Below are 24,162 nucleotides of genomic sequence, written 5' to 3' on the forward strand. Positions count from 1 at the left end.
GTGAACTCCAGCGATGGTGGCCTTTCTCACCGCGCGGGTCCCCCCGGCGGCGGTGCTAGCCTCGGCATCGGCGGCTCTGCCGCCCCGGACGAGTGGTGGGCGTACCCGGTCAGGCCAAGACGCCCCGTGTGACCGCCCGTCCCGGCCGCCCGGCCGGGCCCACCCCGTCAGAGGTGACCGTCATGGCCTGGATCGTGCTGGTGCTCTCCGGACTGCTGGAGACCGTGTGGGCTATCGCCCTCGACCGCAGCGCCGGCTTCAGCCGCCCCCTCCCCTCCACCGTCTTCGCCGTCTCGCTGGTGGCGAGCATGGCCGGCCTGGCGTACGCGCTGCGCGACATCCCAGTCGGCACCGGTTACGTGGTCTGGGTCGGCATCGGCGCGGTCGGCACCGCGCTGGTCGGCATGCTCGCGCTGCACGAGCCGGCCACCCTCCCCCGGATCGGGTGCCTGTCGCTCGTGGTCGCCGGCGTGGTCGGGCTCAAGGTCTTCCACTGACGGCCCGGAAGCGGCACCGCCGTCCGGTTTGATGGCGGGTGCGTGGCGGGTAGTCAGCCCTCACCCAGCCGAGGGCTCACCCAACGGAGGACACCATGGCCGACATCCACGCCACCGCCCGCCCGCGCAGCAATGCCGCGCGCATCTGCACGATTCTCGCGTTCGTCTTCGCCGTCATCGCGATCTTCTTCCTGCCGCCACTGTTCGGCCTGGTCGGGCTGGTGCTCGGCATCGTCGGCGCGGTGCTCGGCGACAAGCCGCTGGGCTGGTACGCCGCCGCCGCCAGCGTGGTCGGCGCCATCCTCGGCATGATCATCAGCTACGCCATCCTGAACTCCTGACCGCCCGTACGCCCCGAGGGCCCGCCGGCGCTCCGGCAGGGCCCTCGTCGCGGTTCTCTTCCCGGCGGCGCGGTCGGCGCCGCCCGAGGCCTGGCGGCTAGTGCAGGCGCACCGGCGCATTGGCCGGTGGTCGGCCGGCCGGCACCAGGACCAGCGCCACCAGCGCGGCCAGGGCAGCCGCGACCGCGCTGAAGCCGAAGGCGTGCGTGAACCCGGTGGCCACCACGCCACCGGAGGCCAGACTCGCGGCGGCGACCGTGGAGACGACCGCCACGCCGACCGAACCGCCGAGTTCGTGGAAGGTGTTGACGATGCCCGAGGTGAGCCCGGCCGCCCCGGGTGCCACGTCGGCGAGCGCGGTGGTGGTGGCCGCCACGAAGGTTGCCCCCAGCCCGGCCGCGGCGACGCTGATCCCGATGACCACCGACCCGGACGCCGGCCCCAGGGCGGGGAACGCGGCTCCCAGCGCGGCGATCGCGAGTCCCACGGCGGCCGTCGCCCGGGGACCGAGGTGGCCGACCCCGTGGCTGGCCCCGTGGGCGCCGACGATGGTGCCGAGCGCGACCGGCAGGAAGAGCAGCCCGGTGGTCAGCGCGCCGTGTCCGCGCACCTGCTGCAGATAGAACGACCCGAGGAAGAAGCTCGCGATCAACAGCCCGGTCGCCACCAGCATCAGGAACGCACCCGCGGCGACCCGGCGGCGGGCGAGGATGGCGAGGTCCACCAGCGGCGCCCGGACGGCCCGTTCGATCACCACGAAAGCCGCGTAGAGCGCCGCGGCGACCGCAAGCGGGCCGAGAGTGGACCCGGCGGTCCAGCCGTGGTCTCCGGCGTTGATCAGCGCGTAGAGCGCCGCCGCGGTGGCGAGCGTGACGGTGAGCGCCCCGGGCAGGTCCAGCTTCCGATCCGCGCCGCGTGGGCCCGGCCCCGGCACGACGACGGGCAGCAGGGCGAGCACGGCGAGCCCGATCGGCACGTTGACGTAGAAGATCCATTTCCAGCCCGGGCCGGCGGTGAGCAGGCCACCGAGCAGCACACCGACGGCCGCGCCGGTGCCGCCCAGGGCGCCCCAGACGCCCAGCGCCCGGTGCCGTTCCGCGCCGTGGAACAGCGCCGTGACCAGGGAGAGCGCGGCGGGAGAGAGCAGCGCGGCGCCGACGCCCTGACCGATCCGGCCGCCGATGAGCATCGCGGCGTTGACCGACAGCCCCGCCACCAGCGACGACGCGGTGAAGAGCGCCAGGCCGGCGAGGACGGTCCGGCGGGCGTGGAACAGGTCGGCGGCACGCCCACCGAGGAGCATCAGACCGCCGAAGACCAGGGTGTACGCGGCGACGACCCAGGTCAGTGCCGCGCGGTCGAGACCGAGGTCGGTACCGATGCTCGGCAGCGCGATGGTGACCACGGTGACGTCGAGGATGAGCATGAACTGGGCGAGGCTGAGCAGCGCCAGCGCCCGCCACCGGCGCGGGAAGGGCTGGGCCGGCGTGACGGTGTGCGGTGGCGATGTGACGTGGGCGTTCATGTGGTGGCTCCCGTACCGGACGGTGGGCAGGCCGGGCAAGGTCGTCCCGTCCGGCCAGGTAAATTGAACATGCGTGTACGACTTACCGGCTCACGGTAACCTGAACACCGGTGTTCAACAAAGGGGGATGTGATGGACCGGACAACCGACGCCGTCGGGCCGCGGGGCAAGCGCGCGGACGCGCAGCGGAACATCGCCGCGATCCTCGACGCGGCACTGGAGTGCCTGGTCAGGAATCCGGACGCCAACATCGCCGAGATCGCGCGGCGCGCCGGGGTCGGCCGGGTGACGCTCTACGGCCACTTCTCGTCCCGCGAGGACCTCATCGACCAACTGTTCGCCCGCACCCTGGATCGGGCGGACCGGGCGTTGGAGGCGGTGGACCTGACCGGCGACCCCCGGGCAGCCCTCAGCCGCCTCGTCGCATCGAGCTGGCAGATCGTCGACCAGTTCCGGCACCTGCTCGACGCCGCGCAACGGTCACTGCCGCCCGCCCGCATCCGGGCCGCGCACGAGGGGCCGATGCGCCGCATCGCCGGCCTGATCGAGCGTGGCCGGGCCGAGGGCGTGTTCCGCACCGACCTGCCCGCGACCTGGATGGTCGCGCTCGTCCACACCGTGGTGCACGCGGCGGCGGACGAAATCGCCGAGGGGCGCCTCGCCGAACCGGACGCGGCCCGCGTCATCGACGCGACCCTGCAGGCCGCGTACGCGCCACCGGCCGGGTGACCCGACCGGTTACTCCTCGCCGCCGCGGAGGCCCGCCAGGACCTCCTCCAGCTCGTCCGGCTTGACCAGCACGTCGCGGGCCTTGGAGCCCTCGGACGGGCCGACCACGCCCCGGGTCTCCATCAGGTCCATCAGCCGGCCCGCCTTGGCGAAGCCGACCCGCAGCTTGCGCTGGAGCATCGAGGTCGAGCCGAACTGCGAGGTGACCACCAGTTCCACCGCCTGCACCAGCAGGTCCAGGTCGTCGCCGATGTCCTCGTCGATCTTCTTCTTGCTGTCCTGCGCGACGGTCAGCACGTCCGACCGGAACTCCGGCTCGCGCTGGTCCTTGCAGAACTTCACCACGTCGTGGATCTCGCGCTCGGTCACCCAGGCGCCCTGGATCCGGATCGGCTTCGACGCGCCCATCGGCAGGAAGAGGCCGTCCCCCCGGCCGAGCAGCTTCTCCGCGCCCGGCTGGTCGAGGATGACCCGCGAGTCGGCCAGCGACGAGGTGGCGAACGCCAGCCGGGACGGCACGTTCGCCTTGATCAGGCCGGTGACCACGTCCACCGAGGGGCGCTGGGTGGCGAGCACCAGGTGGATGCCGGCGGCCCGGGCGAGCTGGGTGATCCGGACGATGGAATCCTCCACGTCGCGCGGCGCGACCATCATCAGGTCGGCCAGTTCGTCCACGATCACCAGCAGGTACGGATACGGCCGCAGCTCCCGCTCGCTGCCCGGCGGGGCCTTGATCTCGCCGTTGCGCACCTTGCGGTTGAAGTCGTCGATGTGCCGGACCCCGTTGGCGGCGAGGTCGTCGTAGCGCATGTCCATCTCGCGGACGACCCACTCCAGCGATTCGGCCGCCTTCTTCGGGTTGGTCACGATCGGCGTGACCAGATGCGGGATGCCCTCGTAGCCGGTCAGCTCGACCCGCTTCGGGTCGACCAGCAGCAGCCGTACCTCGTCCGGCGTCGCTCGGGTCAAGATGGACACGAGCAGGGTGTTCAGGCAGGAGCTCTTGCCGGCGCCGGTGGCCCCGGCGATGAGGATGTGGGGCATCTTCGCGAGGTTGGCCACCACGTAGCCGCCCTCGATGTCCTTGCCGAGCGCCACCACCATCGGGTGGTGGTCGCTGGTGGCCGCCCGCGAGCGGAGCACGTCGCCGAGCGACACGTTCTCCGGGTCGGTGTTGGGGATCTCCACGCCGACCGCGCTCTTGCCCGGGATCGGGCTGAGGATCCGCACGTCCGGCGACTTCACCGCGTACGCGATGTTGCGGGAGAGCTGGGTGATCCGCTCGACCTTGACGCCGGGGCCCAGCTCCACCTCGTAGCGGGTGACGGTCGGGCCGCGGGTGAAGCCGGTGACCGCGGCGTCCACGTCGAACTGCTCGAAGACGCCGGTCAGCGCGGCGATCACCTCGTCGTTGGCCTTGCTCCGGGTCTTCGGCGCGGCGCCGCTGCCCAGCATGTTGGCCGGCGGCAGGGTGTAGTCGCCGGCGAGCCCGGTGAGCGCGAGTTGCTCGGCCCGGGTGGGCAGCGGCGAGTGCTCCGGCGGCTCGGCCGGCTTGCGGCTCGCCGGCACCTTGCCGCGCGGCTTGCGCGGCAGCACGAGGGTGTCCTGCAGGTCGACCCCGTCGAGGTCGTCGTCCAGCTCCTCGGGGTCCAGCGGCGGGGGCAGGCGCTTGGCCGGCCGCTTCCGGGCCGGCTTCGGCGCCGCCTCCGCGGTCTCGGCGTCCTCGGTGCTCGGCGGCGCGACCAGGCTGCCGGCGAGCAGCCCGAGCCGCTCCGGGATCTTGTTGATCGGCGTCGCGGTGACCACCAGCAGGCCGAACACCAGCAGCAGGACGAGCAGCGGCACCGCCACCCAGGCGGTCACCGCGGTCGCCAGCAGGTCGCCGACGCCGGCGCCGACCAGGCCGCCCGCGTAGTCGCGCTGCACCGCGTCGACCGGGTCCTGTCCGATGTGCAGCATCGCCGCGGTGGCGAGCAGCATCGAGCCCCAGCCGACCAGGCCCCGACCCCGGTGCGCGGGATCGGCCGGGGTCCGCAGCAGCCGCCAGGCGCCGATCATCAGCAGCACCGGCACCACGATCGCGATCGCGCCGAGGAAGAGCCGGACGGTGTCGGCGAGGCGGGCGCCGACCGGGCCGGCCTTGCCGAACCAGATCGCCACGGCGCTGAGCAGGGCGAGGCCGAACAGCAGCAGCCCGGCACCGTCCCGGCGGTGCTCCGGGTCGAGGTCGCGGGCCGAGGCGGCCTGCCGGCCGGCGGCCCGGACCGCCCAGCCCAGGCCGTGCGCCAGCCCCATCCAGAGGGCACCGACCGCGCGTCCGACGTAGACGGCCGGACCGGGCCGGGCCGCCGGCCGCCGCCGAGGGGCCGCCCTGGTGGCCTTCTTGGCCGGCTGGCGGGCACGGCTGTTCGTGGTACCGCGCGGCGACGCGCCGCGCCGCCGGCTCGCCTGAGAGGTACGGCCCGCCATAGAGTCACCGTAACGGCGGGACCCGGCAGATCGCCGCTTTTCCGGGTCGTGTCCGCGCGTCGCACCACCGACCGCGCCGCCGGGTGTGTTATTCGCCTCAGAAGGGATGCCCCGATGGCGTCGCCGGAGATCGAGGACGGTCCGGACGGCCCCCTGGCCGGACACCCGCAGGCGCTGCGCCCGCTGACGGGAGAGCTGATCGCCGCCGTGCTCGCCGCCCGGGGATACACGGTGGCCGAGGACGCCGACGGCGACCGGGTCGGCCAATGGGAGGAGAGCCTGATCTGGTTCCACCGCCGGGGCGCCGACGGCGAGCTGCTCCAGATCCGCACCGTCGCCGCGCACCGCTTCGGGATCGAGCAGGTGCCCGCCCTGTACGCCTTCTGCAACTCCTGGAACCACGACCGGCTCTGGCCCAAGGCGTTCGTGCACGTCGCCGACGACGGACTGGCCCAGGTCTGCGGCGAGGTGACCACCGACCTCGAACGCGGGGTCACCCCGCACCAGCTCGACCAGCTCATCGAGTGCGGCGTCTCGACCGGCTGCCACCTGGCCGCCGCCGTGGGCGGCCTGCCCGGTGGGGCGGTCCGGTGACCACCTCCCGGGACCGGGGGCTGGCCGACGCCCTCGCCGACGCCCTCGACCTGCCCGACGGCGAGGCCCGCTGCGCCGAGCTGGACCGGATCGCCGCGCGGGCCGACGTGACCGGCGACCCGCGTACCGGACTGGTGGCGCGGTACGCGCTGATCGAGACGTACCTGCACCTGGGCGAGCGGTGGCGGCTGGTGGAGCCGGTGCGCCGCTGTCTGGCCACCCTGGACCGGGCACCCGGGCTGGCCGCGGGCCGCCCCGGCGACGTCGAGCGGCTGCGCCGGCACCAGCGCCAGGCGATCGAGGCGCTCTTCGGCACCCCCCGGATCGGCCTGGACCAGGCCCGGTCCCTGCTCGACGATCTGGCCGACCGGCTGGGTGCCGACGCGGAGCCGGTGGCCGAGCTGCGCTGCCGACTCGCCGACCACCTCGGCGACGAGCCGACCGCCCGGCGGGAGTACGACCGCTGGCGCGCGTCCCTCCCCCACCCGGCCGCCGGCTGCCCCGGCTGCGCCCCGGCCCGCCGGGCCGAGCTGCTGGCCGGCTGGGGCGAGCCGGCCGAGGCGCTGGCCGCGCTGGCGCCGGTACGCGACGGCGAGGTGGACTGCACCGACCAGCCGGAACGGGCGCTGGTCGCCGGGCTGCTGCCGTGGCTGCGTACCGGCGAGGCGGAGCGGGCCGCCCGGGCGCACGTCCGGGCGTACCGCCGGCACCGGCGGGAGCGGGCGGCCTTTCCGCTGCTCGCCGCGCACCTGAGGTTCTGCGCGCTGGGCGGGCACCTGGCGCACGGGCTGGACGTGCTGGCCGAGCAACTGCCCCGGCTGGACCACCCGGCGGACGACCTGTCCGCGATGGAGTTCGCCGCCGCCGGGTCGCTGCTCTGCGCGCTCGCTGTGGAGGCCGGCCTCGGCGAGCGGCGGATCCACCGGCCCGGGCACGGCCCCCGGCCGGCGGCCGAGGTGGACGTGGCCACCCTCGGCGGGCACCTGCAGGCCCTCGCCACCGCCCTCGCGGGCAGCTTCGACGCCCGCAACGGCACCGGGCACCAGTCCGGCCGGATCGCCTCCTGGCTGGCCGAGCGGCCGCTCGCCGACCCGGTGCCGCTGCCCGCCGAGGACGAGGTCGAGGACGGCTCCGACGACGAGCCGGCCGCGCCGGGACCGCCGGGCGAGGAGGAACCGGTCCCGCTGAGCCTGGCGCTGCTCACCGCCGCCCTCGACGACCGGGGTGACGGGTACGCGGTGGAACCGGACGGCACGGTGGTCGGGCGGTGGGGCGCGGCGGTGATCCAGTTCCGCCGGCTCGGGCAGCAGGGCGAGATCCTGCACGCCCGAGCGGTGGCCACCCGCCGGCTGCCGGCCGCCCGCCGGGCCGAGGCGTACGCCTTCTGCAACGCCTGGAACCACGACCGGCTGCTGCCGGCCGCGTACGTGCACGACCCGGGCGACGGGGCGCTGGTGCTGGCCGCGGACGTCACCACCGACCTGGCGCACGGGGTGGCCCCGGCGCAGCTCGTCGTGCTGGTCACCGCCGCGGTGAGCACCGGGGTGGCGTACGCCGAGGCGGTCGCCGCACTGCCCTGACGACGACGCCGGTCCACCGCGAACGGCGGACCGGCGTGCGGAGCTGCCGCGGTCAGACCTCGACGACGGTCGGGACGATCATCGGCCGGCGGCGGTACGCGTCGTTGACCCAGCGGCCGACGGTGCGCCGGACGATCTGCTGGAGCTGGTGCGGGTCGGTGATGCCGTCCGCGGCGGCCCGGTTCAGCGCCTCGGTGACCAGCGGTACGACCGGGTTGAACGCCTCCGGATCCTCGGAGAAGCCCTTCGCGGAGACGGTCGGGCCGCCGACCACCTTGCCGGTGACCGAGTCGACCACCACGGTGGCGGCGATGAAGCCGCCGTCGCCGAGGATCCGCCGCTCGGTGAGCAGCGACTCGCTGACGTCTCCGACGGCGAGGCCGTCGACGTAGACGTACCGGCTCTTCACGTGGCCGACCAGCCTGGCCCGCCCGTCGACCAGGTCGACGACGTCGCCGTCCTCGCAGAGCACCACCCGGTCCGGCGCGACGCCGGACTCGACGCCGAGCCGGGCGTGCGCCCGCAGGTGCCGCCACTCGCCGTGCACCGGCATCAGGTTGCTCGGGCGGGTGACGTTGAGCAGGTAGAGCAGCTCACCGGCGGGGGCATGACCGGAGACGTGCACCTTGGCCACGTCCTTGTGGATCACCGTGGCGCCGGCCCGGGCCAGCCGGTTGATCACCCGGTAGACCGAGGTCTCGTTGCCGGGCACCAGCGAGCTGGCCAGCACCACGGTGTCGCCCGGGGCGATGGTGATGTGCCGGTGGTCGCCGCTGGCCATCCGGCCCAGTGCGCTCATCGGCTCGCCCTGCGAGCCGGTGGACATCAGTACGATCTGCTCGGGCGGCAGCGCGGTGGCCTCGTCCAGCCCGACCACCAGGCCCGGCGGGATGTTGAGCAGGCCGAGGTCGCGGGCGATGCCCATGTTGCGGACCATCGACCGGCCGATCAGCGCCACCTTGCGGCCGTGCTCGACCGCCGAGTCGAAGACCTGCTGCACCCGGTGCACATGCGAGGCGAACGAGGCGACGATGATCCGGCCGCGCGCCTTGGCGAAGATCGAGTCGAGCACCGGGCCGATCTCCCGCTCCGGGGTGACGAAGCCGGGGATCTCGGCGTTGGTGGAGTCCGACAGCAGCAGGTCCACGCCCTCGGCGCCGAGCCGGGCGAACCCGGCCAGGTCGGTGATCCGGCCGTCCAACGGGAGCTGGTCCATCTTGAAGTCGCCGGTGTGCAGCACCAGCCCGGCGCCGGTGCGGATGGCGACCGCGAGCGCGTCCGGGATGGAGTGGTTGACCGCGAAGAACTCGCACTCGAACGGGCCGAGCCGCTCCCGCCGCCCCTCGGCGACGGTCAGCGTGTACGGCTGGATCCGCCGCTCGGCCAGCTTCGCCTCGACCAGGGCCAGGGTGAACTGGGAGCCGACGAGCGGGATGTCCGCCTTGTGGGCGAGCAGGTAGGGCACGGCGCCGATGTGATCCTCGTGGCCGTGGGTCAGCACGATCGCCTGGACGTCGGCGAGCCGGTCCAGGATCGGGCCGAAGTCGGGGAGGATCAGGTCCACGCCCGGCTGCTCGACGTCGGGGAAGAGCACCCCGCAGTCGACGATCAGCAGCTTGCCGTCGTACTCGAAGACGGTCATGTTCCGGCCGATGGCGCCGAGTCCGCCGAGCGGGATGATCCGCAGGCCGCCCTCCTGCAGCGGCGGGGGAAGTTCACCCTCGATGTGCGCCTCGGTCACGCGTCCACCTCATTCTGCGACGCCGTCATCCGGCGTCCGTCGTGTTGTTCGGTCATTCGGGAAGGGGCAGGCCCGCCGCCGCGCAGTCGACGCGCAGCTGGGCCAGTTCGTCCGCGGTGGCGTCCACCAGCGGCGGCCGCACCGGGCCGGCCGGCAGCCCCGCGGCCGCCAGGCCCGCCTTCACCAGGATCACGCCCTGGGTACGGAAGATGCCGGTGTACAGGGGCAGCAGACGCCGGTGCAGCGCGATCGCGGCGCCGGTGTCCCCCGCCTCGTACGCCTCGATCATCTGCCTGGTCTGCGCGCCGGTGAAGTGGGTCGAGGTGCCGACCAGGCCGACCGCGCCGACCGCGAGAGTGGGCAGGGTCAGCGAGTCCTCGCCGCTGTAGTAGGCCAGGTCGCTGCGGCTGAGCACCCAGGAGGTGGCGGTGAGGTCGCCCTTGGCGTCCTTCACCGCGACGATCCGGCCGTGCTCGGCGAGCGTCACCAGGGTCTCGGTGGCGATCGCGGTGCCGGCCCGGTGCGGGATGTCGTACAGCATGATCGGCAGCCCGGTGGCGTCGGCGACCGCGGTGAAGTGACGCAGCAGCCCGCTCTGCGGCGGCTTGTTGTAGTAGGGAGTGACCACCAGCAGGCCGTGCGCGCCGGCCTTCTCCGCCTGCCCGGCCAGCTCGATGGTGTGCCGGGTGTCGTTGGTGCCCACCCCGGCGAGGATCCTGGCCCGGTCACCGACCGCCTCCGCCACGGCGCGGATCAGGGACTCCTTCTCCGCGTCGGTGGTGGTCGGCGACTCGCCGGTGGTGCCGTTGAGCACCAGCGCGTCGTTGCCCTGCTCGTCGACGAGGTGCCGGGCCAGCCGGGCGGCGCCGTCCAGGTCCAGGGACCCGTCGGCGGTGAACGGGGTCACCATCGCCGTGATCAGTCGCCCGAAGGGGCGCGACGCGCCCCGGTCGGGGCCGGCAGGGTGGTCGTGCGTCATGTTCACAACCTAGCGGACGACCACCGGGGCCCCGGTGGCGAAGGGCGCAGGAGTCACTCGGCGTGCGGGCTGGCCGCCACCTCGGTGCCGTCGGGCAGCGTGGAGATCACGAAGTCGGCGAAGACGTTCGGCGCGACCCCCTGGAGCTGCCGGAGGCACTCGATCGCCAGCTCGCGGATCTCCACGTCGGCGTGCTCGGTGGCGCGCATCTTGATGAAGTGCCGCCAGGCCCGGTAGTTGCCGGTGACCACGATCCGGGTCTCGGTGGCGTTGGGCAGCACCGCGCGGGCGGCCTGCCGGGCCTGCTTGCGGCGCAGCGTGGGGTTGGGCTCGTCGGCGAAGCGGGACTCCAGGCCCTCCAGCAGTTCGGTGTACGCCCGGACGGCCGCCTCGGTCGCCTCGACGAACCTCTTGTGCAGCTCCGGGTCGTCGGCGATCACCGACGGCTCGACCATGGCCGCGTCCCGCTCCGGCACGTACCGCTGGGAGAGCTGGGAGTACGAGAAGTGCCGGTGCCGGATCAGCTCGTGGGTGAAGGACCGGGAGACCCCGCTGAAGTAGAAGCTCACCGAGCCGTGCTCCAGCACGGAGAGGTGGCCCACCTCGAGGATGTGCGCCAGGTAACCGGCGTTGGTGGCGGTGGCCGGGTTCGGCTTCTTCCAGCTCTGGTAGCAGGCTCGGCCGGCGAACTCGGCGAGCGCCTGACCGCCCTCGGCGTCGGTCGACCACGGCACGTCGTCCGGGGCCTGGAACTGGGTCCACGCGATCAGCTTGACCTGGGGCTGCACCATCTCCGGCATTCCTGCGACTGTAGTGGCCCCCGCGCCTCCGACGAAACTTGGGCGCGCGGACGTGAACCGGCACACCAGCCGCGAATCCTGGGCACTCCGCCCCGGGCCGCGCGGCAGGTGTCCAAGATCTCGCACCGGCCCGCCCGGGCGGTGCTGTCTGTTCGATCGCCTTTCGAGCTGAGTCGTCTGTGCTGTCACGGGCCGCCGCCGGCGAGGCGCCGGACGCGGGGGGCGGGGCGCACCGGCCGGCCGAGGCGAGTGACGGGCGGCCCGGCCGAGGCACGCCACCGCCGATAGCACGAACGACTCAGCTCATTAGGCGGCCAAGACCCGTCACCGCGCTCAAGCCGGAGTGGTCGACCCGGGGGGCCACGACGAGATGGCGTCCAGGCCCCTCTGGCGGGTGCTTTGGCCCGGCGCGGCCGGGCGCGCCGACGGTGGCGCGGCACCGACGGAGGCAGTGGAACCGGGTCAGACGTACAGCGCGGTGAAGGGGGCCCAGGGCAGGTTGCGAGCCACCGAGAAGGCCAACCAGATCGCCAGGAAGCCGCCGATCACCTTGGGGCTGAGCCGCAGCTCCGGCAGCCGCCAGCCGAACGCCCGGTTCCCGGCCCAGGAGACGAAGAGGTACGCCAGGAAGGGCAGCGAGAAGACGAAGAGGAAGTGGTGCCGGGCGGCGGCCGGCAGGTCGCCGTGCAGCACGTACCAGAGGGCGCGGGTGCCGCCGCAGCCCGGGCAGTCCAGCCCGGTGGTGAGCTTGAGCAGGCAGGTCGGGCGGGCGTCCGGCTCGGCGTGGGTGGGGTCGCTGAGCAGCGCGTACGCCATTCCGACGCCGACGCAGCCGAGCGCCGCGAGGGGCACCGCCCAGCGCGGGGCGCGGGCGTGCAGGCGCAGGACCAGCCGGGTGAACCGGTCCGGCTCGACGGGCTGGTAGGCGACCCCGGCGGGCCAGATCGGCGCTCCGGGGTCGGGGCCGGCCGGTGGGACGGGGACCATCTGCGGGTCGGCCGGGGCGCTGGGCCGGTCAACGCTCGTCACGCGCTCACCGTACACCGGCCACGCCCACCAGCGCGGCGGCCAGCGGGACGGCCAGGTCGCCGGCCTCCGGCGGGGCCACCGCGTCCAGGCCGAGCCAGCCGGCGAGCCGGTAGAGCTCGGCGGCCAGGGCCACCGCGGTCTCCCCCGGATCCGCCCCCGGCTCCAACCAGGCGGCCGGGATCAGCAGCACCCCGGCCTTCCGGTCGGCCTTGAGATCGACCCGGGCGGTGAACCGCTCACCCTGCAGGAACGGCAGCACGTAGTAGCCGTACACCCGCTGGGGGGCGGGAACGTAGATCTCGATGCGGTAGGTGAAGCCGAACAGCCGCTCGGCGCGGGCCCGCTCCCAGACCACCGGGTCGAACGGGCTGACCAGGGTGTTGCCCCGCACCCAGCGGGGCAGCCGGGCCGTGGCGTGCAGGTAGGCCGGCTGCCGCCAGCCCTGGACGGTGACCGGGGTCAGCTCGCCCGCCTCGACCAGCTCGGCGACCGCCCGCCGGGCACCGGCCGCCGGCAGCCGGAAGTAGTCGCGCAGCTCCGGCTCGGCCGCCACGCCGAGCGACCGGGCGGCGATCGCGACCAGGGCGCGGTGGGCGTCGGCCTCGCTCGGGGTGGGCGCGTCGAGCACGGCGGAGGGCAGCACCCGCTCCGGCAGGTCGTAGCGGCGGGCGAAGGAGGGCGTGCGGTCGGCGGCGGTCACCTCGCCGGCCCAGAACAGGTATTCCAGGGCCCGCTTGACGGTCGACCAGTTCCAGCCCCAGTTGCCGGTCTCCCGGGGCGCGTCGTGCTCGATCTCGGCGGCGGTGAGCGGCCCCTGGGCGGCCACCTCGTCGCGGACCCAGGCGACCAGCTCGGGCTGCTCCTGGGCGACCCGGCGCATCCAGCCCCAGGCCTCGTCGCGGGCCCGGGCCATCCGCCAGCGCAGTGCCGGGTGCAGGTCGACCGGGACCAGCGACGCCTCGTGCCCCCAGTATTCGAACAGCTCGCGGGGGCGCCGGTAGGCGGCGGTGTCGAGCAGCGCCGTCGGATAGGGCCCGAGCCGGCTGTAGAGCGGCAGGTAGTGCGCGCGTTGCAGGACGTTGACCGAGTCCATCTGGATCAGCCCGACCCGGTCCAGCACCCGGCGCAGGTGCCGGCGGGTGGGTACGCCGGTGGGCGCCGGGTCGGCGAAGCCCTGGGCGGCGAGCGCGATGCGGCGCGCCTGGGCGAGCGAGAGGGATTCCGGTACGGCCATCGTCGGCGACCCTAATCCACCGGTACGACACGGAACCCGAGGCTGGACCGGCCACCCACCGGGGTATAGAACAGACGAATGCTCACCATTCGCCGGGAGGAGCCGGACGACGCGGAGGCGGTCGCCCGGGTGCACGTGCACAGCTGGCAGGCCGGGTACGCCGGGATCATGCCGGACGAGGTGCTGCGCCGGCTCAACCCGGTTGCCTGGGCGCAGCGCCGTCGCGACCTCGGCACCGCCGACCCGGAACACCCGTTCACCACCCTGCTCGCCGAGGCCGACGGGATGGTCACCGGGTTCGCCACCTTCGGGCCGTACCGGAACAACCAGGACCGGGGCGACCTCGACCCGGCGTACGGCGAGATCCTGGCGATGTACCTGGAGCCGGCGTGGTGGGGCACCGGGACCGGGCGGGCCCTGCTCGGCGCGGCCCGGGCCGGGCTAACCGAGCGGGGTTGGACGGAGTACCGGCTCTGGGTGCTCGCCGACAACGCCCGGGCCCGCCACTTCTACGAGCGGGCCGGCCTGTCACCGGACGGCGAGGAGTCCACCTATCCGGTGCCGCTGTCCGGCGGGCGCGGCCCGGTCCGGCTCCGGGAGCTGCGCTACACCGCCCGGATCGACGGCTGACCCGGGCGGCCCGCCCCGGTCGGCGGGACCGCCGCCGGTCGGCCTGGCCCAACGCCGGATCGGCAGCCCGAGCAGCAGCGCGAGGCTGATCCAGACGTACGCGTTGCTGCCGAGGAAGCCGCCGAGGCCGGTGTAGTTCTCCTCCCAGGCCCAGACGATCCGGCTGATCAGGATGACGTACCCGACGAGCGCGGCGGCCAGCAGGAGGCGGCGCCGGCCGCTACGCGCGGACGCCGCCATGCCGTTGTCGACCAGCAGGATCAGCGCGGGCAGCAGCCAGACCAGGTGGTGCACCCAGGTCACCGGGCTGACCAGGCACATGGTGGCACCGGTCAGCGCCAGGCCGGTGGCCTCGTCGCCGGCGGCGACCGCGGCGCGGGAGCGCCACGCCCAGACGGCCAGGGTGACGAGCACCAGCGCCAGCCAGGCGACGATGCTCGGGTGCTCCGGGTTCAGCCGGGCCACCACGCCGCGCAGCGACTGGTTGGAGACGAAGGCCAGCTCGCCCACCCGGTCGGTGTTCCAGAGCGCCGCGGTCCAGAACTCCCGGGAGGCGTCCGGGAAGAGCGCGCCGGCGAGCAGCGTGGCCCCGGTGGCCGTGCCCATCGCGGTGAACGCGGCCCGCCAGCGCCCGGTGACCAGCAGGTAGACGATGAAGATGCCGGGGGTCAGCTTGATCGCGGTGGCCAGGCCGATGCCGGCCCCGGCCCACCTGCTGCCGGCCGGCAGCAGGCGCAGCAGGTCCACCGCCACCAGGAAGAGCAGCAGCATGTTGACCTGGCCGAAGTTGACCGTCTCCCGCATCGGCTCGAACGCGGCGGCCAGGCAGAGCGCGACCGCGAGGGCGAACCAGCGGGTCCAGCCGGCGCGCCGGGCGATCGGGTCGACCAGCCAGCCGATCACCACCGCGCTGGTCACCACGGAGGCGACCACGCTCACCGTGATCGCCGCCTCCCAGGGCAGGTACGCCATCGGCAGCATGACCAGCGCGGCGAACGGTGGGTAGGTGAAGCCGTACTGGGTGTTGGGCTTGAGGAAGTCGTAGATCTCCCCGCCGTCGTGCACCCACCAGGTCAGCGCGCCGTAGTAGACCCGCAGGTCGAAGAAGCCGTGCCGCACCGCCGCCACGGAGAGGAAGGCGGCCACCGCTGCGGCGAGCACCACCACCGCGACGACCTGCCCGATCGCGCGCCGGGCACCCTGCGCCACCGTCGCCTCCCTCGCCCTGCGTAGGCTCACGTGCCATGGCCCTCGGGTACGTCCGCCCCGCGCGTCCGGAGGACGCTGACGAGATCGCACGCATCCAGCTCGCCACGTGGCGGGTTGCGTACCGCCGGATCCTGCCCCGGCACGTGCTCGACAACCTGGACGAGGCGTATCTCGCCCGGCGGTGGAGCGCGGCGGTGCAGGAGCCGCCCTCGGGCGCGCACCGCGTGCTGGTCGCCGTCGAACAGGCCGAGCAATCCTATCTGGTGGGGTTCGTGGCTTCCGGTCCGGCCGACGCCGAGGCGCTGGCCCCCGGGGAGCCGGACGACGCCCTGGCCGACGGCGTGGCGGCGGTGACCGACCTGCTGGTCGAGCCGCGCTGGGGTCGGCGCGGACACGGCAGCCGGCTGCTCGCCGCCACCGTCGACCTGTGGCGGTCCGACGGCTTCACCCGGGCGGTGGCCTGGGCGTTCGACGGCGACGCGGCGACCCGGAAGTTCCTCACCAGCACGGGCTGGGAGCCGGACGGCGCGGCCCGGGCGCTGGACGTGGACGACATGCTGGTCCCCCAGCTCCGCCTGCATGTCGGGGTCCCCACCGAGGCCGCGCCGCCGGCGTCCGCGTGACCACGGCCGCGGCCGCGGCCACGGCGCGAGGCCGAGGCCGCCGGCCGCCGGTCAGCCCTTGTCCGCCCCCTCGTTGGCGTCCCGGACGAAGTACCGCTGGAAGATCATGAAGAGCACCGCCACCGGGATGGTGGCCAGCAGCGCGGCACCCAGCTTCAGCGGATACTGCGTGCCCTTGCCCAGCGAGCCGCTGACCAGATCGGCCAGCCCCCGGGGCAGGGTGAACAGGCCCGGGTCCTGGACCGCGACCAGGCTGTGCGGGAACTCGTTCCAGGAGCCCTGGAAGGACAGGATGGTCAGGGTGATCAGGGCGGGCTTCGCGGTCGGCAGCACCACCGACCAGAAGGTGCGGAACACCCCGGCCCCGTCGATCCGGGCCGCCTCCTCCACGCTCACCGGCACCGACTCGAAGAACTGCTTCATGATGAACACCCCGGCCGCGTCGGCCAGCAACGGCACCACCAGGCCCGCGTAGCTGTCGTAGAGGCCGAGCTGCTTGAGCACCAGGAACTTGGGGATCAGCAGCACCACGCCGGGCACCGCCATCACCGCGATGACCGCGGCGAAGATCCCGGCCCGACCGCGGAAGCGCAGCCGCGCGAGGGCGTACCCGGCGAGCGAGTCGAAGAACACCCGGCCGAGCGTGACCAGCACCGTGACCAGCAGCGAGTTGCCGAGCCAGAGCGGAAAGTTGGTGCCGGCGAAGATCCGCTCGAAGCCGGCCAGCGTGATCGGGTCGGGCACCGGCGAGAGCGGATTCGCCGCGGCGTCCGGCTCGGTCTTCAACGAGTTCCCGATCTGGATGACGAACGGGTAGAGGAAGACCAACCCGAAGAAGATCAGGACCGCGTACCCCAGGAAGCGGTTGACCAGGGCGCGCGGCCCGCGGTCGGCGCGGCGCGCGACGGGCGACGCCGGCCGGTCGGTCAGCACGGCCATCTCAGGACCTCTCCGGTACGCGTCGCCGCCACCACCGGGCCCGCCGGGGCTCGTCCCGGTCGGCCATCACCCGGCGCTGGAACAGGGTGAGCAGAATGATGATCAGGAACAGCACGAACGAGATCGCCGCGCCGGAGCCGTAGTCGAAGTCCCGGAACGCGGTCCGGTACGACAGGTAGGCCGGGGTGAGCGTGGTCTTGGCCGGATCACCCTGGCTCATCACGTACACCTGGTCGAAGACCTGCCAGGAGCCGATCAGGCCGAGGGTGAGCACCAGGAACATGGTCGGCTTGATCAGCGGCAGGGTGACGTGGCGGAACCGCTGCCACCGGGTCGCGCCGTCCAGGGTGCTCGCCTCGTCGAGCGCCACCGGGACGTTCTGCAGCGCGGCCAGGAACATCAGCATGAAGGTGCCCGAGGTGGTCCAGATCACCAGGCAGATGATCGACATCATCGCGACGCTCGGCCCGGAGAGCCAGTCCCACCAGGTCAGGCCGAGCGGGCCGCCGGAGGTGAGCGCGGCGGGCGGGTCGTCCACGCCGACGGCGCCGAGCAGCAGGTGCAGCACCCCGCGCGAGTCGGCGAACCACTGCGGGCCGTCGATGCCGAAGAACCCGAGCAGGGCGTTGACCGCGCCCGAGTTGGCGAACATGAACAGGAAGACCACGCTGATCGCCACCGAACTGGTGACCGAGGGGAAGTAGAACGCGGTCCGGAAGAAGCCCTTCCCCCTCAGCATCCGGTTGTTCACCACCAGGGCGAGCCCGAGGGCGAGCACGGTCTGCGCCGGCACCACGAGCGCCACGTAGTAGATGTTGTTGCGGATGCTGGTCATGAAGTCGCGCCGGGCCAGCCCGTCCTCGCTGAACAGCCGGGTGTAGTTGTCGCCGCCGACGAACGGGACCTTCCCGGTGAACGGGCTGCCCTGGCCGTTCCAGTCGGTGAGGCTCACCCAGAGCGCCATCAGGATCGGCAGCAGCAGGAAAAGCCCGAGGATCACGAGCACCGGTGCCACGAAGAGCCAGCCGGCGAGGTTCTCGTTGCTCCGGATGCCGCCGCGCCGGCGAGGTGCCGGGTCGGGCCGCCGGGTGGCCCGGGCGGCCAACGCCTCCGTTGCCATCTCCCCTCCCTTCGGTCGGGGGTGTAAGGAAGGGGCCCCTCTTAACACCCGTCTGTTAACAAGGGGCCCCTCCTTTCACCTCAGCCGCCGATCGCCGCCTTGGCGTTCTTGTCGAAGTTGCCCAGCACGGTCTTCGGGTCGGTGTTGGCCAGCTTCTGCAGGCCGGTGTCGAGGTCGCTGAGGACGCTGTCCATCTTCGGGGCGTTCACCGGGCCCTGGGCGTACGCGGCGCCGTCGATGAACGGCTTGTCGTTCGGGAACGCGGCGGTGTACTGGTCCTGCACGGACTGCCGGGAGGGCATCACGCCGAACGCCTTGGCGAAGGTCATCTGCTGGTCGCCGGCGGTCATCGCCTCGACGAACTTGATCGCCTGCTCCTTGAACTTGGACTTGGCGGCGATGCCCCAGCAGTTGGTGAAGGAGAGCGTGCCCTTGCCCTTCGGGCCGGCGGGCAGCTCGACGACCTTGTACTTGACGTTCGGGAAGTCGTTCTGCAGGGCGCCCTTGATCCAGTTGCCCTCGATGGTCATCACGGCCTTGCCCTTGCCGAACGCCTCGCCGGACCAGCCGGCGTCGAGCTGCTTCGGGTAGCGGGCGTAGCCGCTGGTCAGCAGGCTCTTGACGTACTGGAGGGCGGCCAGGTTCTCCGGGGTGTCGGCGGTGGGCTGCTTGCCGTCCTTGCTGAGCAGCCAGCCGCCGTTCTCCACCAGGAACGCGCCGATCCGGTCCCGGGTGTCGCCCAGCGCGAGCGGCACGAGGCCCTTGGCCTTGATCTTCTGGCTGGTGGCGGTGAGCTGGTCCCAGGTGGTGGGAATGTCGGCGTCGGTCAGCCCGGCCTTCGCCCACAGGTCGGTGTTGATCTCCAGGGCGAGCGTGGAGAAGTCCTTGGGCGCGCAGTAGAACTTGCCGTCGTAGGTGAAGGCGGTGCGCAGGCTCTCGTAGAAGTCGTTCGGGTTGCTGATCTTGTCGGCGTACGGCTCCAGCGCGCCGACGCTGGCGTAGTCGGCGAACCGGCTGGCGTCGACGTAGAAGACGTCCGGCGGGGTGCCGCCGGCGAGCGCCTGGCCGAGCTGCTGGGTGAGGTCCTGCGCCGGGGTGACGGTGGCGGTGTTGCCGGTGGCCGAGGCCCACTTGGCGGCGGCGTCCTGCACCGCCTTGGTCTCCGCGTCGCCGGAGGAGCCGATCATGATCTGCAGGCTGGCCGGGCCGCTGGACTGCTTGGTGTCGCCGGCCTTGTCGTCGAAGCCGCCGCCGCAGGCCGCGGTGCCGAACAGGGCGACGGCGGCGAAGCCGGCCACCGCGGCCCGGGTGAGGGTGCGTGGTGTCATCTGATTCTCCTGGTGGGGGATGCGGTTCACGCGGTGTGCCGGAGCACGAGCGTGGGGTCGAGCAGCACGTGAGGGTCGGTGGGGTGGCCGTCGAGCAGGCCGGTGAGCAACTCGACGCAGCGGGCGGCGGCCACGGCCAGCGGTTGGCTGAGGCTGGTCAGCCCGACCGCCGCGGCGACCGGGGTGTCGTCGAAGCCGATGACGGCGACCGGCGTCGCCGCGTCGCGGACGGCCTGGAGCGCGCCGAGGGCGAGCGAGTCGCTGGCACAGACCACCGCGGTCGGCGGTTCGTCCCGGGCGAGCAGGTGGCGCATCTCCCGCTCGCCCTCGGCGATGCCGTCCTCGGTCGCCCGGTCCGGTGCGGCGCCGTCGAGGCCGGCCGCCGCCAGAGTGGTACGCCAGCCCGTGCGCCGGTCGTCGCCGACCCCCGAGCCCGCCGGCCAGCCGAGGAAGGCGATCCGGCGGTGGCCGGTGTCGAGGAGCCGCCGGGTGGCCTGCGCGGTGCCGGCGGCGCCGTCGACGTCGACCCAGGGGTGCGCCTCGGGGGCGTCCCAGGGTCGACCGAAGGTCACGAAGGGCACCTCCCGCTCGGCGAGCCACGCGGTGCGTGGGTCGCCGTGCTTGGTGCCGGTGAGCACGAACGCGTCCAGGTCGTACGCGCCGAGCAGGTCGTCGTAGGTGGCGATCTCGTGGTCGTCGCCACGGGCGGTGTAGAGCAGGACCCGGTAGCCGGCGGCGTCGGCGGTCTCGGTGAGGCCGTGCAGGAAGCGGTCGAGCACCGAGCCGTTGATCCCGTCGCGGGTGGGCTCGATGCGGACCGCGATGAGCCGGGACCGGCCGGTACGCATCTGCCGGGCGGCCTGGTTGGCCCGGTAGCCGAGCGCGGCGATCGCCTCCTGCACCCGGCGCCGGGTCTCCTCGCGGACAATGTGCGGCGCGTTGAGCACGTTGGAGACCGTCTGCCGGCTCACCTGGGCATGCCGGGCCACCGTTGCGATGGTCACCTTTTCAGCCACTAAATCCCTCTCACCTCCTTGAACGATCCAAGACCGGTACGGCAGGATTAGATCGTTCAAGTTGCTGGAATGTTTCGCACTTTGCACTGGGCCGGCGGCATCTGTCAAGACGTCCCGGCCACCGATCAGCACCGGGAGTTCCCTCTTGTTCGAACGCCACCTGCAACCCCTGCTGCACGACCTGGTCGGGGTGGTGCACGCCCCCACCACCGCGCTGGGCGACGCGGCGGGTCAGATCCGGCCGAGCGGCGTCCAGGGCGTCTTCCACGCCGACGCCCGCGTGCTCTCCCGCGCCGAGCTGCGTGTCGACGACCGGGAACCGGAGGCGCTGACCCGCGGGACGGCCGGACCGCACGGCGCCCGCTTCGTCAGCCTGGCCCGCTGGCTCGGCGACCCGACCCCTGACCCGACCGTCCGGATCGACCGCAGCCGGGAGGCCGGCCCGCACCACGTGACCGAGGAGATCCTCGTCTCCTCCACCGCCTCGGCCCCGGTCCACGCCACGGTCAGCATCGACCTCGGCTGCGACCTGGCCCCGATCGAGGTGGTCAAGTCCGGCGGAAGCGGCACGCCGCTGGAGGCGAAGGCCGGCGAGCCCGGCCGGCTCCAGTGGGCCGGCGACGACGTCACCGTGACGGTGACCGGCGCGGACGCCACCGTGGACGCCGCCGGCGAGCGGGCCACCGCACCCCGGTTGAGCTGGCTGGTCACCCTCGCCCCCGGCGAGTCGGTGACGCTGCGCTGGCGGCTCGCCGTCGCCGACCCGAAGGCCGTGGTGGCCGCCCCGCCCGCCGGCCCCGGCTGGTCCGTCCCGGCGGTCCGCGCCGACGACCGCCGGCTGGTCCGGCTGCTCGACCGCGCCGTGGCCGACCTGCGTGGCCTGCGGCTGGCCGAGCCCACGCACCCCGGGGACGTCTTCCTCGGCGCGGGGGTGCCGTGGTTCCTCACCCTTTTCGGCCGGGACAGCCTCTGGGCCGCCCGGATGATGCTGCCGCTCGGCACCGACCTGGCCGCCGGCACGCTCCGGGTCCTCGCCCGCCGGCAGGGCACCCGCGTCGACCCGGCCACCGGCGAGGCGCCCGGCAAGATCCTGCACGAGCTGCGCCGGCACGAGTTCACCCTGGCCGACGGGGGGCTGCGGCTGCCGCCTGCGTACTACGGCACGGTGGACGCCACCATGCTCTGGGTGAGCCTGCTGCACGACGCCTGGCGCTGGGGGCTCCCCGCCGAGCAGGTCGAGCCCCTGCTGCCGCACCTGGAGGCCGCGCTCGGCTGGCTGGGCGAGCACGCGGATGCCGACGGCGACGGCTTCGTCGAGTACGTCGACACCACCGGCCACGGCCTGGCCAACCAGGGCTGGAAGGACTCCGGCGACTCGATCCGCTACCGCGACGGCCGGCTGGCCGAGCCGCCCATCGTGCTGGCCGAAGTGCAGGGGTACGCGTACGAGGCGGCGATGCACGGGGCGGACCTGCTCGACGCCTTCGGCCGCCCGGGCGGCGACCGCTGGCGCGGGTACGCCGATCGGCTCGCCCGCCGGTTCCGCGAGGCGTTCTGGGTCGACGGCCGGTACGGCCCCCAACCGGCTCTGGCGCTGGACCGGGACAAGCGCCCGGTCGACTCGCTGACCAGCAACATCGGCCACCTGCTCGGCACCGGGCTGCTGTCGGACGCCGAGTCGGCACAGGTCGCGGCGCTGCTCTCCACCGAGGCCCTGGCCGGCGGTTTCGGGCTGCGCACCATGTCCACCGACGACGCCGGGTTCAGCCCGCTGTCGTACCACTGCGGCTCGATCTGGTCGCACGACACGGCGATCGTGCTCGGCGGGCTGGCCCGGGCCGGGCACCACGACGCCGCGCTCCGCCTCGCCGAGGGCCTGCTCGGCGCCGCCGAGGCGTTCGACTACCGCCTCCCCGAGCTGTTCGGCGGCGACGACCGGAGCCTGCTCGGCCGCCCGGTGCCGTACCCGGCGGCGTGCCACCCGCAGGCCTGGTCCGCGGCGGCCGCGGTGCTGCTGCTCCAGGCCGGCGTCGGGCTCTACCCCGACGTGCCGGGCGGCCGGGTGGAGTTGCGTCCGCTGGCCGGCCCCGACCTGGGCGCCGTGGCGGCGGAGAACCTGCGCATCGCCGACGCCCCGGTGACGGTGACGGTCGACCGCACCGGCCACCCCACGGTCACCGGCCTCCCCACCGGCCTGACCGTGACGCACCCCCGCATCCCCACCCCCCGCCCACCGGCGGACACCCCCTCCACCACGAGTTGACCAAGGAGTTTGCGTCCCCGGCGAGGCCGATTTCTGACGCAAACTCCTTGATCAACGGACCAGGGGGGAGCTTCGGGTGCGTTCGTTGCCGCTTTGGCGGCGACGAACGCACCTGGGGGCGCGGTCAGGTAGCGGTGAGTTCGGCGACCACCTCGTCGTCGTCCATCGCGCCGGTGGGGTGGAAGCCGAGCGAGCGGTAGAGGGCGGCGGCCGAGGTGTTGTCGGGGTGGTAGCTGAGGCGGATCGGCTCACCGGCGGTGGCGAGCCAGTCGGCGAGGGTACGGACGGCCGCCCGGCCCACCCCGCGGTCCTGCTCGGCGGCGTCGATCACCATGCCGCCGATCCAGCGGGAACCGTCGTCGTCCACCCCCCACATGACGTGCCCGACCACCGTCTCGTCCGCGTACACGGCGAGCGAGGTCCACACCTCGGACCGCATGGTCAGCACCAGGTAGCGGGCGGCCAGGGCGGGCACCCAGGCCCGCTGGTCGTCGCGGGGCGCGATGTCCGCCACGGCCCGCCAGTTGTCGTCGTCCACCGGCCGCAGGGTCACCTGGCGACCGGCGCGGTCGCGCATCCCGGAATCGATCACGCGGGTGAGCCTAGGCCCGACCCACCCGCGCGACGACCAGTTTCCGCCGGCCCCTCGGCCGGCCGCCGCGGCGGGTGGTTCAGTCGAGCAGGGCGTCCAGGCCGACGGTGAGGCCCGGCCGGTTGCGTACCGCGCGCACGGCGAGCAGCACGCCGGGCATGAACGAGGCCCGGTCCAGCGAGTCGTGCCGGATGGTCAGGGTCTCGCCGGTGGTGCCGAACAGCACCTCCTGGTGGGCGACCAGGCCGGCCGCCCGGACGGCGTGCACGCGTACCCCGTCGATCTCGGCGCCGCGCGCGCCCGGTACCTCGTCCTTGGTGGCGTCGGGCGCGGGGCCGAGGCCGGCCTCGGCACGAGCCCGGGCGATCAGCCGTGCGGTGTGCGTGGCGGTGCCGCTGGGGGCGTCCAGCTTGCGCGGGTGGTGCTGCTCGATGATCTCGACGGACTCGAAGTGCCGGGCCGCCTTCGCGGCGAACTGCATCATCAGCACCGCGCCGATGCCGAAGTTGGGCGCGATCACCACGCCCACCCCGGGCTTGCGCTCCAGCCAGCCGCGCACCTGGTCGAGGCGCTGCTCGGTGAAGCCGGTGGTGCCCACCACCGCGTTGATGCCCTGATCGATGCACCAGCGCAGGTTGTCCAGGACGACGTCGGGGGTGGTGAAGTCGACGACCACCTCGGCGCCCGCCTCGGCGGCGTTGGCGAGCGGGTCACCCTGGTCGACCATCGCCACCAGGTCCAGGTCGGCGGCCGCGTCGACCGCCTTGCAGACCTCCATGCCCATCCGGCCGCGGGCCCCCAGCACGCCGACCCGGATCGGCTCGGCCGGGTTCTTCTCCTGCTCGTCAGTCACGGGGCACAACCTATCCCAATCGGGACGCCCACCCCGCCGGACCTCCGGCCGTCCCATCCGGCGAGCACGCT

Annotated in this window: 22 protein-coding genes and 1 riboswitch; of the genes, 8 read left to right on the forward strand and 14 right to left on the reverse strand. The window is 73.5% G+C overall.

Annotated elements, in window-relative coordinates; translation table 11 throughout:
• Window positions 1–64 precede the first annotated feature (64 nt).
• Window positions 65–129: riboswitch (guanidine-III (ykkC-III) riboswitch) on the forward strand.
• Window positions 130–182: 53 nt separating this feature from the next.
• Window positions 183–497, forward strand: coding sequence for a DMT family transporter (locus tag ONA70_RS13035; RefSeq protein WP_265006663.1), 315 nt, complete (start codon window positions 183–185; stop codon window positions 495–497).
• A gap of 95 nt (window positions 498–592) precedes the next feature.
• Entirely contained in the window at window positions 593–838 is a 246-nt protein-coding gene (locus ONA70_RS13040; RefSeq protein WP_265006664.1) for a hypothetical protein, read from the forward strand.
• A gap of 97 nt (window positions 839–935) precedes the next feature.
• On the opposite strand, the gene ONA70_RS13045 is transcribed toward ONA70_RS13040, so the two are convergent.
• Entirely contained in the window at window positions 936–2,363 is a 1,428-nt protein-coding gene (locus tag ONA70_RS13045; RefSeq protein WP_265006665.1) for an MFS transporter, read from the reverse strand.
• 132 nt (window positions 2,364–2,495) lie between these two features.
• On the opposite strand from ONA70_RS13045, the gene ONA70_RS13050 reads away from it, so the two are divergent.
• Window positions 2,496–3,092: a TetR/AcrR family transcriptional regulator gene (locus ONA70_RS13050; protein ID WP_265006666.1), complete on the forward strand. Its 597-nt coding sequence runs from the start codon at window positions 2,496–2,498 to the stop codon at window positions 3,090–3,092.
• Between the two features lie 9 nt (window positions 3,093–3,101).
• Here ONA70_RS13050 and ONA70_RS13055 read toward each other — a convergent pair whose 3' ends face one another.
• Window positions 3,102–5,561, reverse strand: a complete 2,460-nt coding sequence (locus ONA70_RS13055; RefSeq protein ID WP_265006667.1) for an FtsK/SpoIIIE family DNA translocase — start codon at window positions 5,559–5,561, stop codon at window positions 3,102–3,104.
• Window positions 5,562–5,675: 114 nt separating this feature from the next.
• Between ONA70_RS13055 and ONA70_RS13060 the strand changes: the two genes are divergently transcribed.
• Together ONA70_RS13060 and ONA70_RS13065 are read left to right on the forward strand one after the other, a co-directional pair.
• Window positions 5,676–6,155: a type III secretion system chaperone family protein gene (locus ONA70_RS13060; protein WP_265006668.1), complete on the forward strand. Its 480-nt coding sequence runs from the start codon at window positions 5,676–5,678 to the stop codon at window positions 6,153–6,155.
• The gene (locus ONA70_RS13065) at window positions 6,152–7,735 is read left to right on the forward strand and encodes a type III secretion system chaperone family protein (protein WP_265006669.1); all 1,584 of its coding nucleotides are present in this window, start codon (window positions 6,152–6,154) and stop codon (window positions 7,733–7,735) included. The genes ONA70_RS13060 and ONA70_RS13065 overlap by 4 nt, the downstream gene beginning before the upstream one ends.
• A 52-nt stretch (window positions 7,736–7,787) precedes the next feature.
• Here ONA70_RS13065 and ONA70_RS13070 read toward each other — a convergent pair whose 3' ends face one another.
• The 5 genes from ONA70_RS13070 to ONA70_RS13090 form a co-directional block, all read right to left on the reverse strand.
• Window positions 7,788–9,476, reverse strand: coding sequence for a ribonuclease J (locus ONA70_RS13070; RefSeq protein ID WP_265006670.1), 1,689 nt, complete (start codon window positions 9,474–9,476; stop codon window positions 7,788–7,790).
• A gap of 52 nt (window positions 9,477–9,528) precedes the next feature.
• Complete coding sequence (gene dapA / locus ONA70_RS13075; protein WP_265006671.1) at window positions 9,529–10,455, reverse strand: 4-hydroxy-tetrahydrodipicolinate synthase; 927 nt, start codon at window positions 10,453–10,455, stop codon at window positions 9,529–9,531.
• A 53-nt stretch (window positions 10,456–10,508) separates the two neighbouring features.
• Window positions 10,509–11,246 carry an FAD-dependent thymidylate synthase gene (gene thyX / locus ONA70_RS13080; RefSeq protein ID WP_265006684.1) on the reverse strand — a complete coding sequence of 246 codons (738 nt, stop codon included), beginning with the start codon at window positions 11,244–11,246 and terminating at the stop codon, window positions 10,509–10,511.
• Between the two features lie 471 nt (window positions 11,247–11,717).
• A complete protein-coding gene (locus ONA70_RS13085) occupies window positions 11,718–12,242 on the reverse strand; it encodes a DUF2752 domain-containing protein (protein ID WP_406601187.1) in 525 nt (174 codons plus the stop codon).
• A gap of 46 nt (window positions 12,243–12,288) precedes the next feature.
• Entirely contained in the window at window positions 12,289–13,518 is a 1,230-nt protein-coding gene (locus ONA70_RS13090; RefSeq protein WP_265006673.1) for a winged helix-turn-helix domain-containing protein, read from the reverse strand.
• A 78-nt stretch (window positions 13,519–13,596) separates the two neighbouring features.
• Between ONA70_RS13090 and ONA70_RS13095 the strand changes: the two genes are divergently transcribed.
• The gene (locus ONA70_RS13095; RefSeq protein ID WP_265006674.1) at window positions 13,597–14,148 is read left to right on the forward strand and encodes a GNAT family N-acetyltransferase; all 552 of its coding nucleotides are present in this window, start codon (window positions 13,597–13,599) and stop codon (window positions 14,146–14,148) included.
• On the opposite strand, the gene ONA70_RS13100 is transcribed toward ONA70_RS13095, so the two are convergent.
• A complete protein-coding gene (locus tag ONA70_RS13100; RefSeq protein WP_265006675.1) occupies window positions 14,047–15,357 on the reverse strand; it encodes a glycosyltransferase family 87 protein in 1,311 nt (436 codons plus the stop codon). The two genes, ONA70_RS13095 and ONA70_RS13100, sit on opposite strands and share 102 nt — an antisense overlap.
• Before the next feature lie 35 nt (window positions 15,358–15,392).
• Here ONA70_RS13100 and ONA70_RS13105 point away from each other — a divergent pair, with 35 nt between their 5' ends.
• Complete coding sequence (locus ONA70_RS13105) at window positions 15,393–15,980, forward strand: GNAT family N-acetyltransferase (RefSeq protein WP_265006676.1); 588 nt, start codon at window positions 15,393–15,395, stop codon at window positions 15,978–15,980.
• 51 nt (window positions 15,981–16,031) lie between these two features.
• Here ONA70_RS13105 and ONA70_RS13110 read toward each other — a convergent pair whose 3' ends face one another.
• The 4 genes from ONA70_RS13110 to ONA70_RS13125 all read right to left on the reverse strand — a co-directional run bounded on the left by ONA70_RS13110 (window position 16,032) and on the right by ONA70_RS13125 (window position 20,383).
• Complete coding sequence (locus tag ONA70_RS13110; protein WP_265006677.1) at window positions 16,032–16,919, reverse strand: carbohydrate ABC transporter permease; 888 nt, start codon at window positions 16,917–16,919, stop codon at window positions 16,032–16,034.
• A gap of 1 nt (window position 16,920) precedes the next feature.
• Window positions 16,921–18,039, reverse strand: a complete 1,119-nt coding sequence (locus tag ONA70_RS13115; RefSeq protein ID WP_265006678.1) for a carbohydrate ABC transporter permease — start codon at window positions 18,037–18,039, stop codon at window positions 16,921–16,923.
• Between the two features lie 80 nt (window positions 18,040–18,119).
• Window positions 18,120–19,367: a sugar ABC transporter substrate-binding protein gene (locus ONA70_RS13120; RefSeq protein WP_265006679.1), complete on the reverse strand. Its 1,248-nt coding sequence runs from the start codon at window positions 19,365–19,367 to the stop codon at window positions 18,120–18,122.
• A gap of 26 nt (window positions 19,368–19,393) precedes the next feature.
• Window positions 19,394–20,383, reverse strand: a complete 990-nt coding sequence (locus ONA70_RS13125; RefSeq protein ID WP_265006680.1) for a LacI family DNA-binding transcriptional regulator — start codon at window positions 20,381–20,383, stop codon at window positions 19,394–19,396.
• 145 nt (window positions 20,384–20,528) lie between these two features.
• Here ONA70_RS13125 and ONA70_RS13130 point away from each other — a divergent pair, with 145 nt between their 5' ends.
• A complete protein-coding gene (locus ONA70_RS13130) occupies window positions 20,529–22,646 on the forward strand; it encodes an amylo-alpha-1,6-glucosidase (protein ID WP_265006681.1) in 2,118 nt (705 codons plus the stop codon).
• A 124-nt stretch (window positions 22,647–22,770) separates the two neighbouring features.
• Here ONA70_RS13130 and ONA70_RS13135 read toward each other — a convergent pair whose 3' ends face one another.
• On the reverse strand, window positions 22,771–23,238 hold the full coding sequence (locus ONA70_RS13135) for a GNAT family N-acetyltransferase (protein ID WP_265006682.1): 468 nt from the start codon (window positions 23,236–23,238) through the stop codon (window positions 22,771–22,773).
• A gap of 79 nt (window positions 23,239–23,317) precedes the next feature.
• Window positions 23,318–24,091 (reverse strand): 4-hydroxy-tetrahydrodipicolinate reductase, encoded by a 774-nt coding sequence (gene dapB, locus ONA70_RS13140; protein WP_265006683.1) that lies wholly within the window; start codon window positions 24,089–24,091, stop codon window positions 23,318–23,320.
• Window positions 24,092–24,162 lie beyond the last annotated feature (71 nt).

Origin of the sequence: Micromonospora yasonensis (assembly GCF_026013475.1) — a bacterium.
Taxonomy (GTDB): domain Bacteria; phylum Actinomycetota; class Actinomycetes; order Mycobacteriales; family Micromonosporaceae; genus Micromonospora; species Micromonospora yasonensis.

Excerpts from the sequence above, each read along its gene's own strand:
- ONA70_RS13035 (WP_265006663.1), top strand. The coding sequence starts at position 183 with ATGGCCTGGATCGTGCTGGTGCTCTCCGGACTGCTGGAGACCGTGTGG.
- ONA70_RS13040 (WP_265006664.1), top strand. The coding sequence starts at position 593 with ATGGCCGACATCCACGCCACCGCCCGCCCGCGCAGCAATGCCGCGCGC.
- ONA70_RS13045 (WP_265006665.1), bottom strand. The coding sequence starts at position 2,363 with ATGAACGCCCACGTCACATCGCCACCGCACACCGTCACGCCGGCCCAG.
- ONA70_RS13050 (WP_265006666.1), top strand. The coding sequence starts at position 2,496 with ATGGACCGGACAACCGACGCCGTCGGGCCGCGGGGCAAGCGCGCGGAC.
- ONA70_RS13055 (WP_265006667.1), bottom strand. The coding sequence starts at position 5,561 with ATGGCGGGCCGTACCTCTCAGGCGAGCCGGCGGCGCGGCGCGTCGCCG.
- ONA70_RS13060 (WP_265006668.1), top strand. The coding sequence starts at position 5,676 with ATGGCGTCGCCGGAGATCGAGGACGGTCCGGACGGCCCCCTGGCCGGA.
- dapA (WP_265006671.1), bottom strand. The coding sequence starts at position 10,455 with ATGACGCACGACCACCCTGCCGGCCCCGACCGGGGCGCGTCGCGCCCC.
- thyX (WP_265006684.1), bottom strand. The coding sequence starts at position 11,246 with ATGGTGCAGCCCCAGGTCAAGCTGATCGCGTGGACCCAGTTCCAGGCC.
- ONA70_RS13085 (WP_406601187.1), bottom strand. The coding sequence starts at position 12,242 with ATGGTCCCCGTCCCACCGGCCGGCCCCGACCCCGGAGCGCCGATCTGG.
- ONA70_RS13090 (WP_265006673.1), bottom strand. The coding sequence starts at position 13,518 with ATGGCCGTACCGGAATCCCTCTCGCTCGCCCAGGCGCGCCGCATCGCG.
- ONA70_RS13095 (WP_265006674.1), top strand. The coding sequence starts at position 13,597 with ATGCTCACCATTCGCCGGGAGGAGCCGGACGACGCGGAGGCGGTCGCC.
- ONA70_RS13105 (WP_265006676.1), top strand. The coding sequence starts at position 15,393 with ATGGCCCTCGGGTACGTCCGCCCCGCGCGTCCGGAGGACGCTGACGAG.
- ONA70_RS13110 (WP_265006677.1), bottom strand. The coding sequence starts at position 16,919 with ATGGCCGTGCTGACCGACCGGCCGGCGTCGCCCGTCGCGCGCCGCGCC.
- ONA70_RS13115 (WP_265006678.1), bottom strand. The coding sequence starts at position 18,039 with ATGGCAACGGAGGCGTTGGCCGCCCGGGCCACCCGGCGGCCCGACCCG.
- ONA70_RS13120 (WP_265006679.1), bottom strand. The coding sequence starts at position 19,367 with ATGACACCACGCACCCTCACCCGGGCCGCGGTGGCCGGCTTCGCCGCC.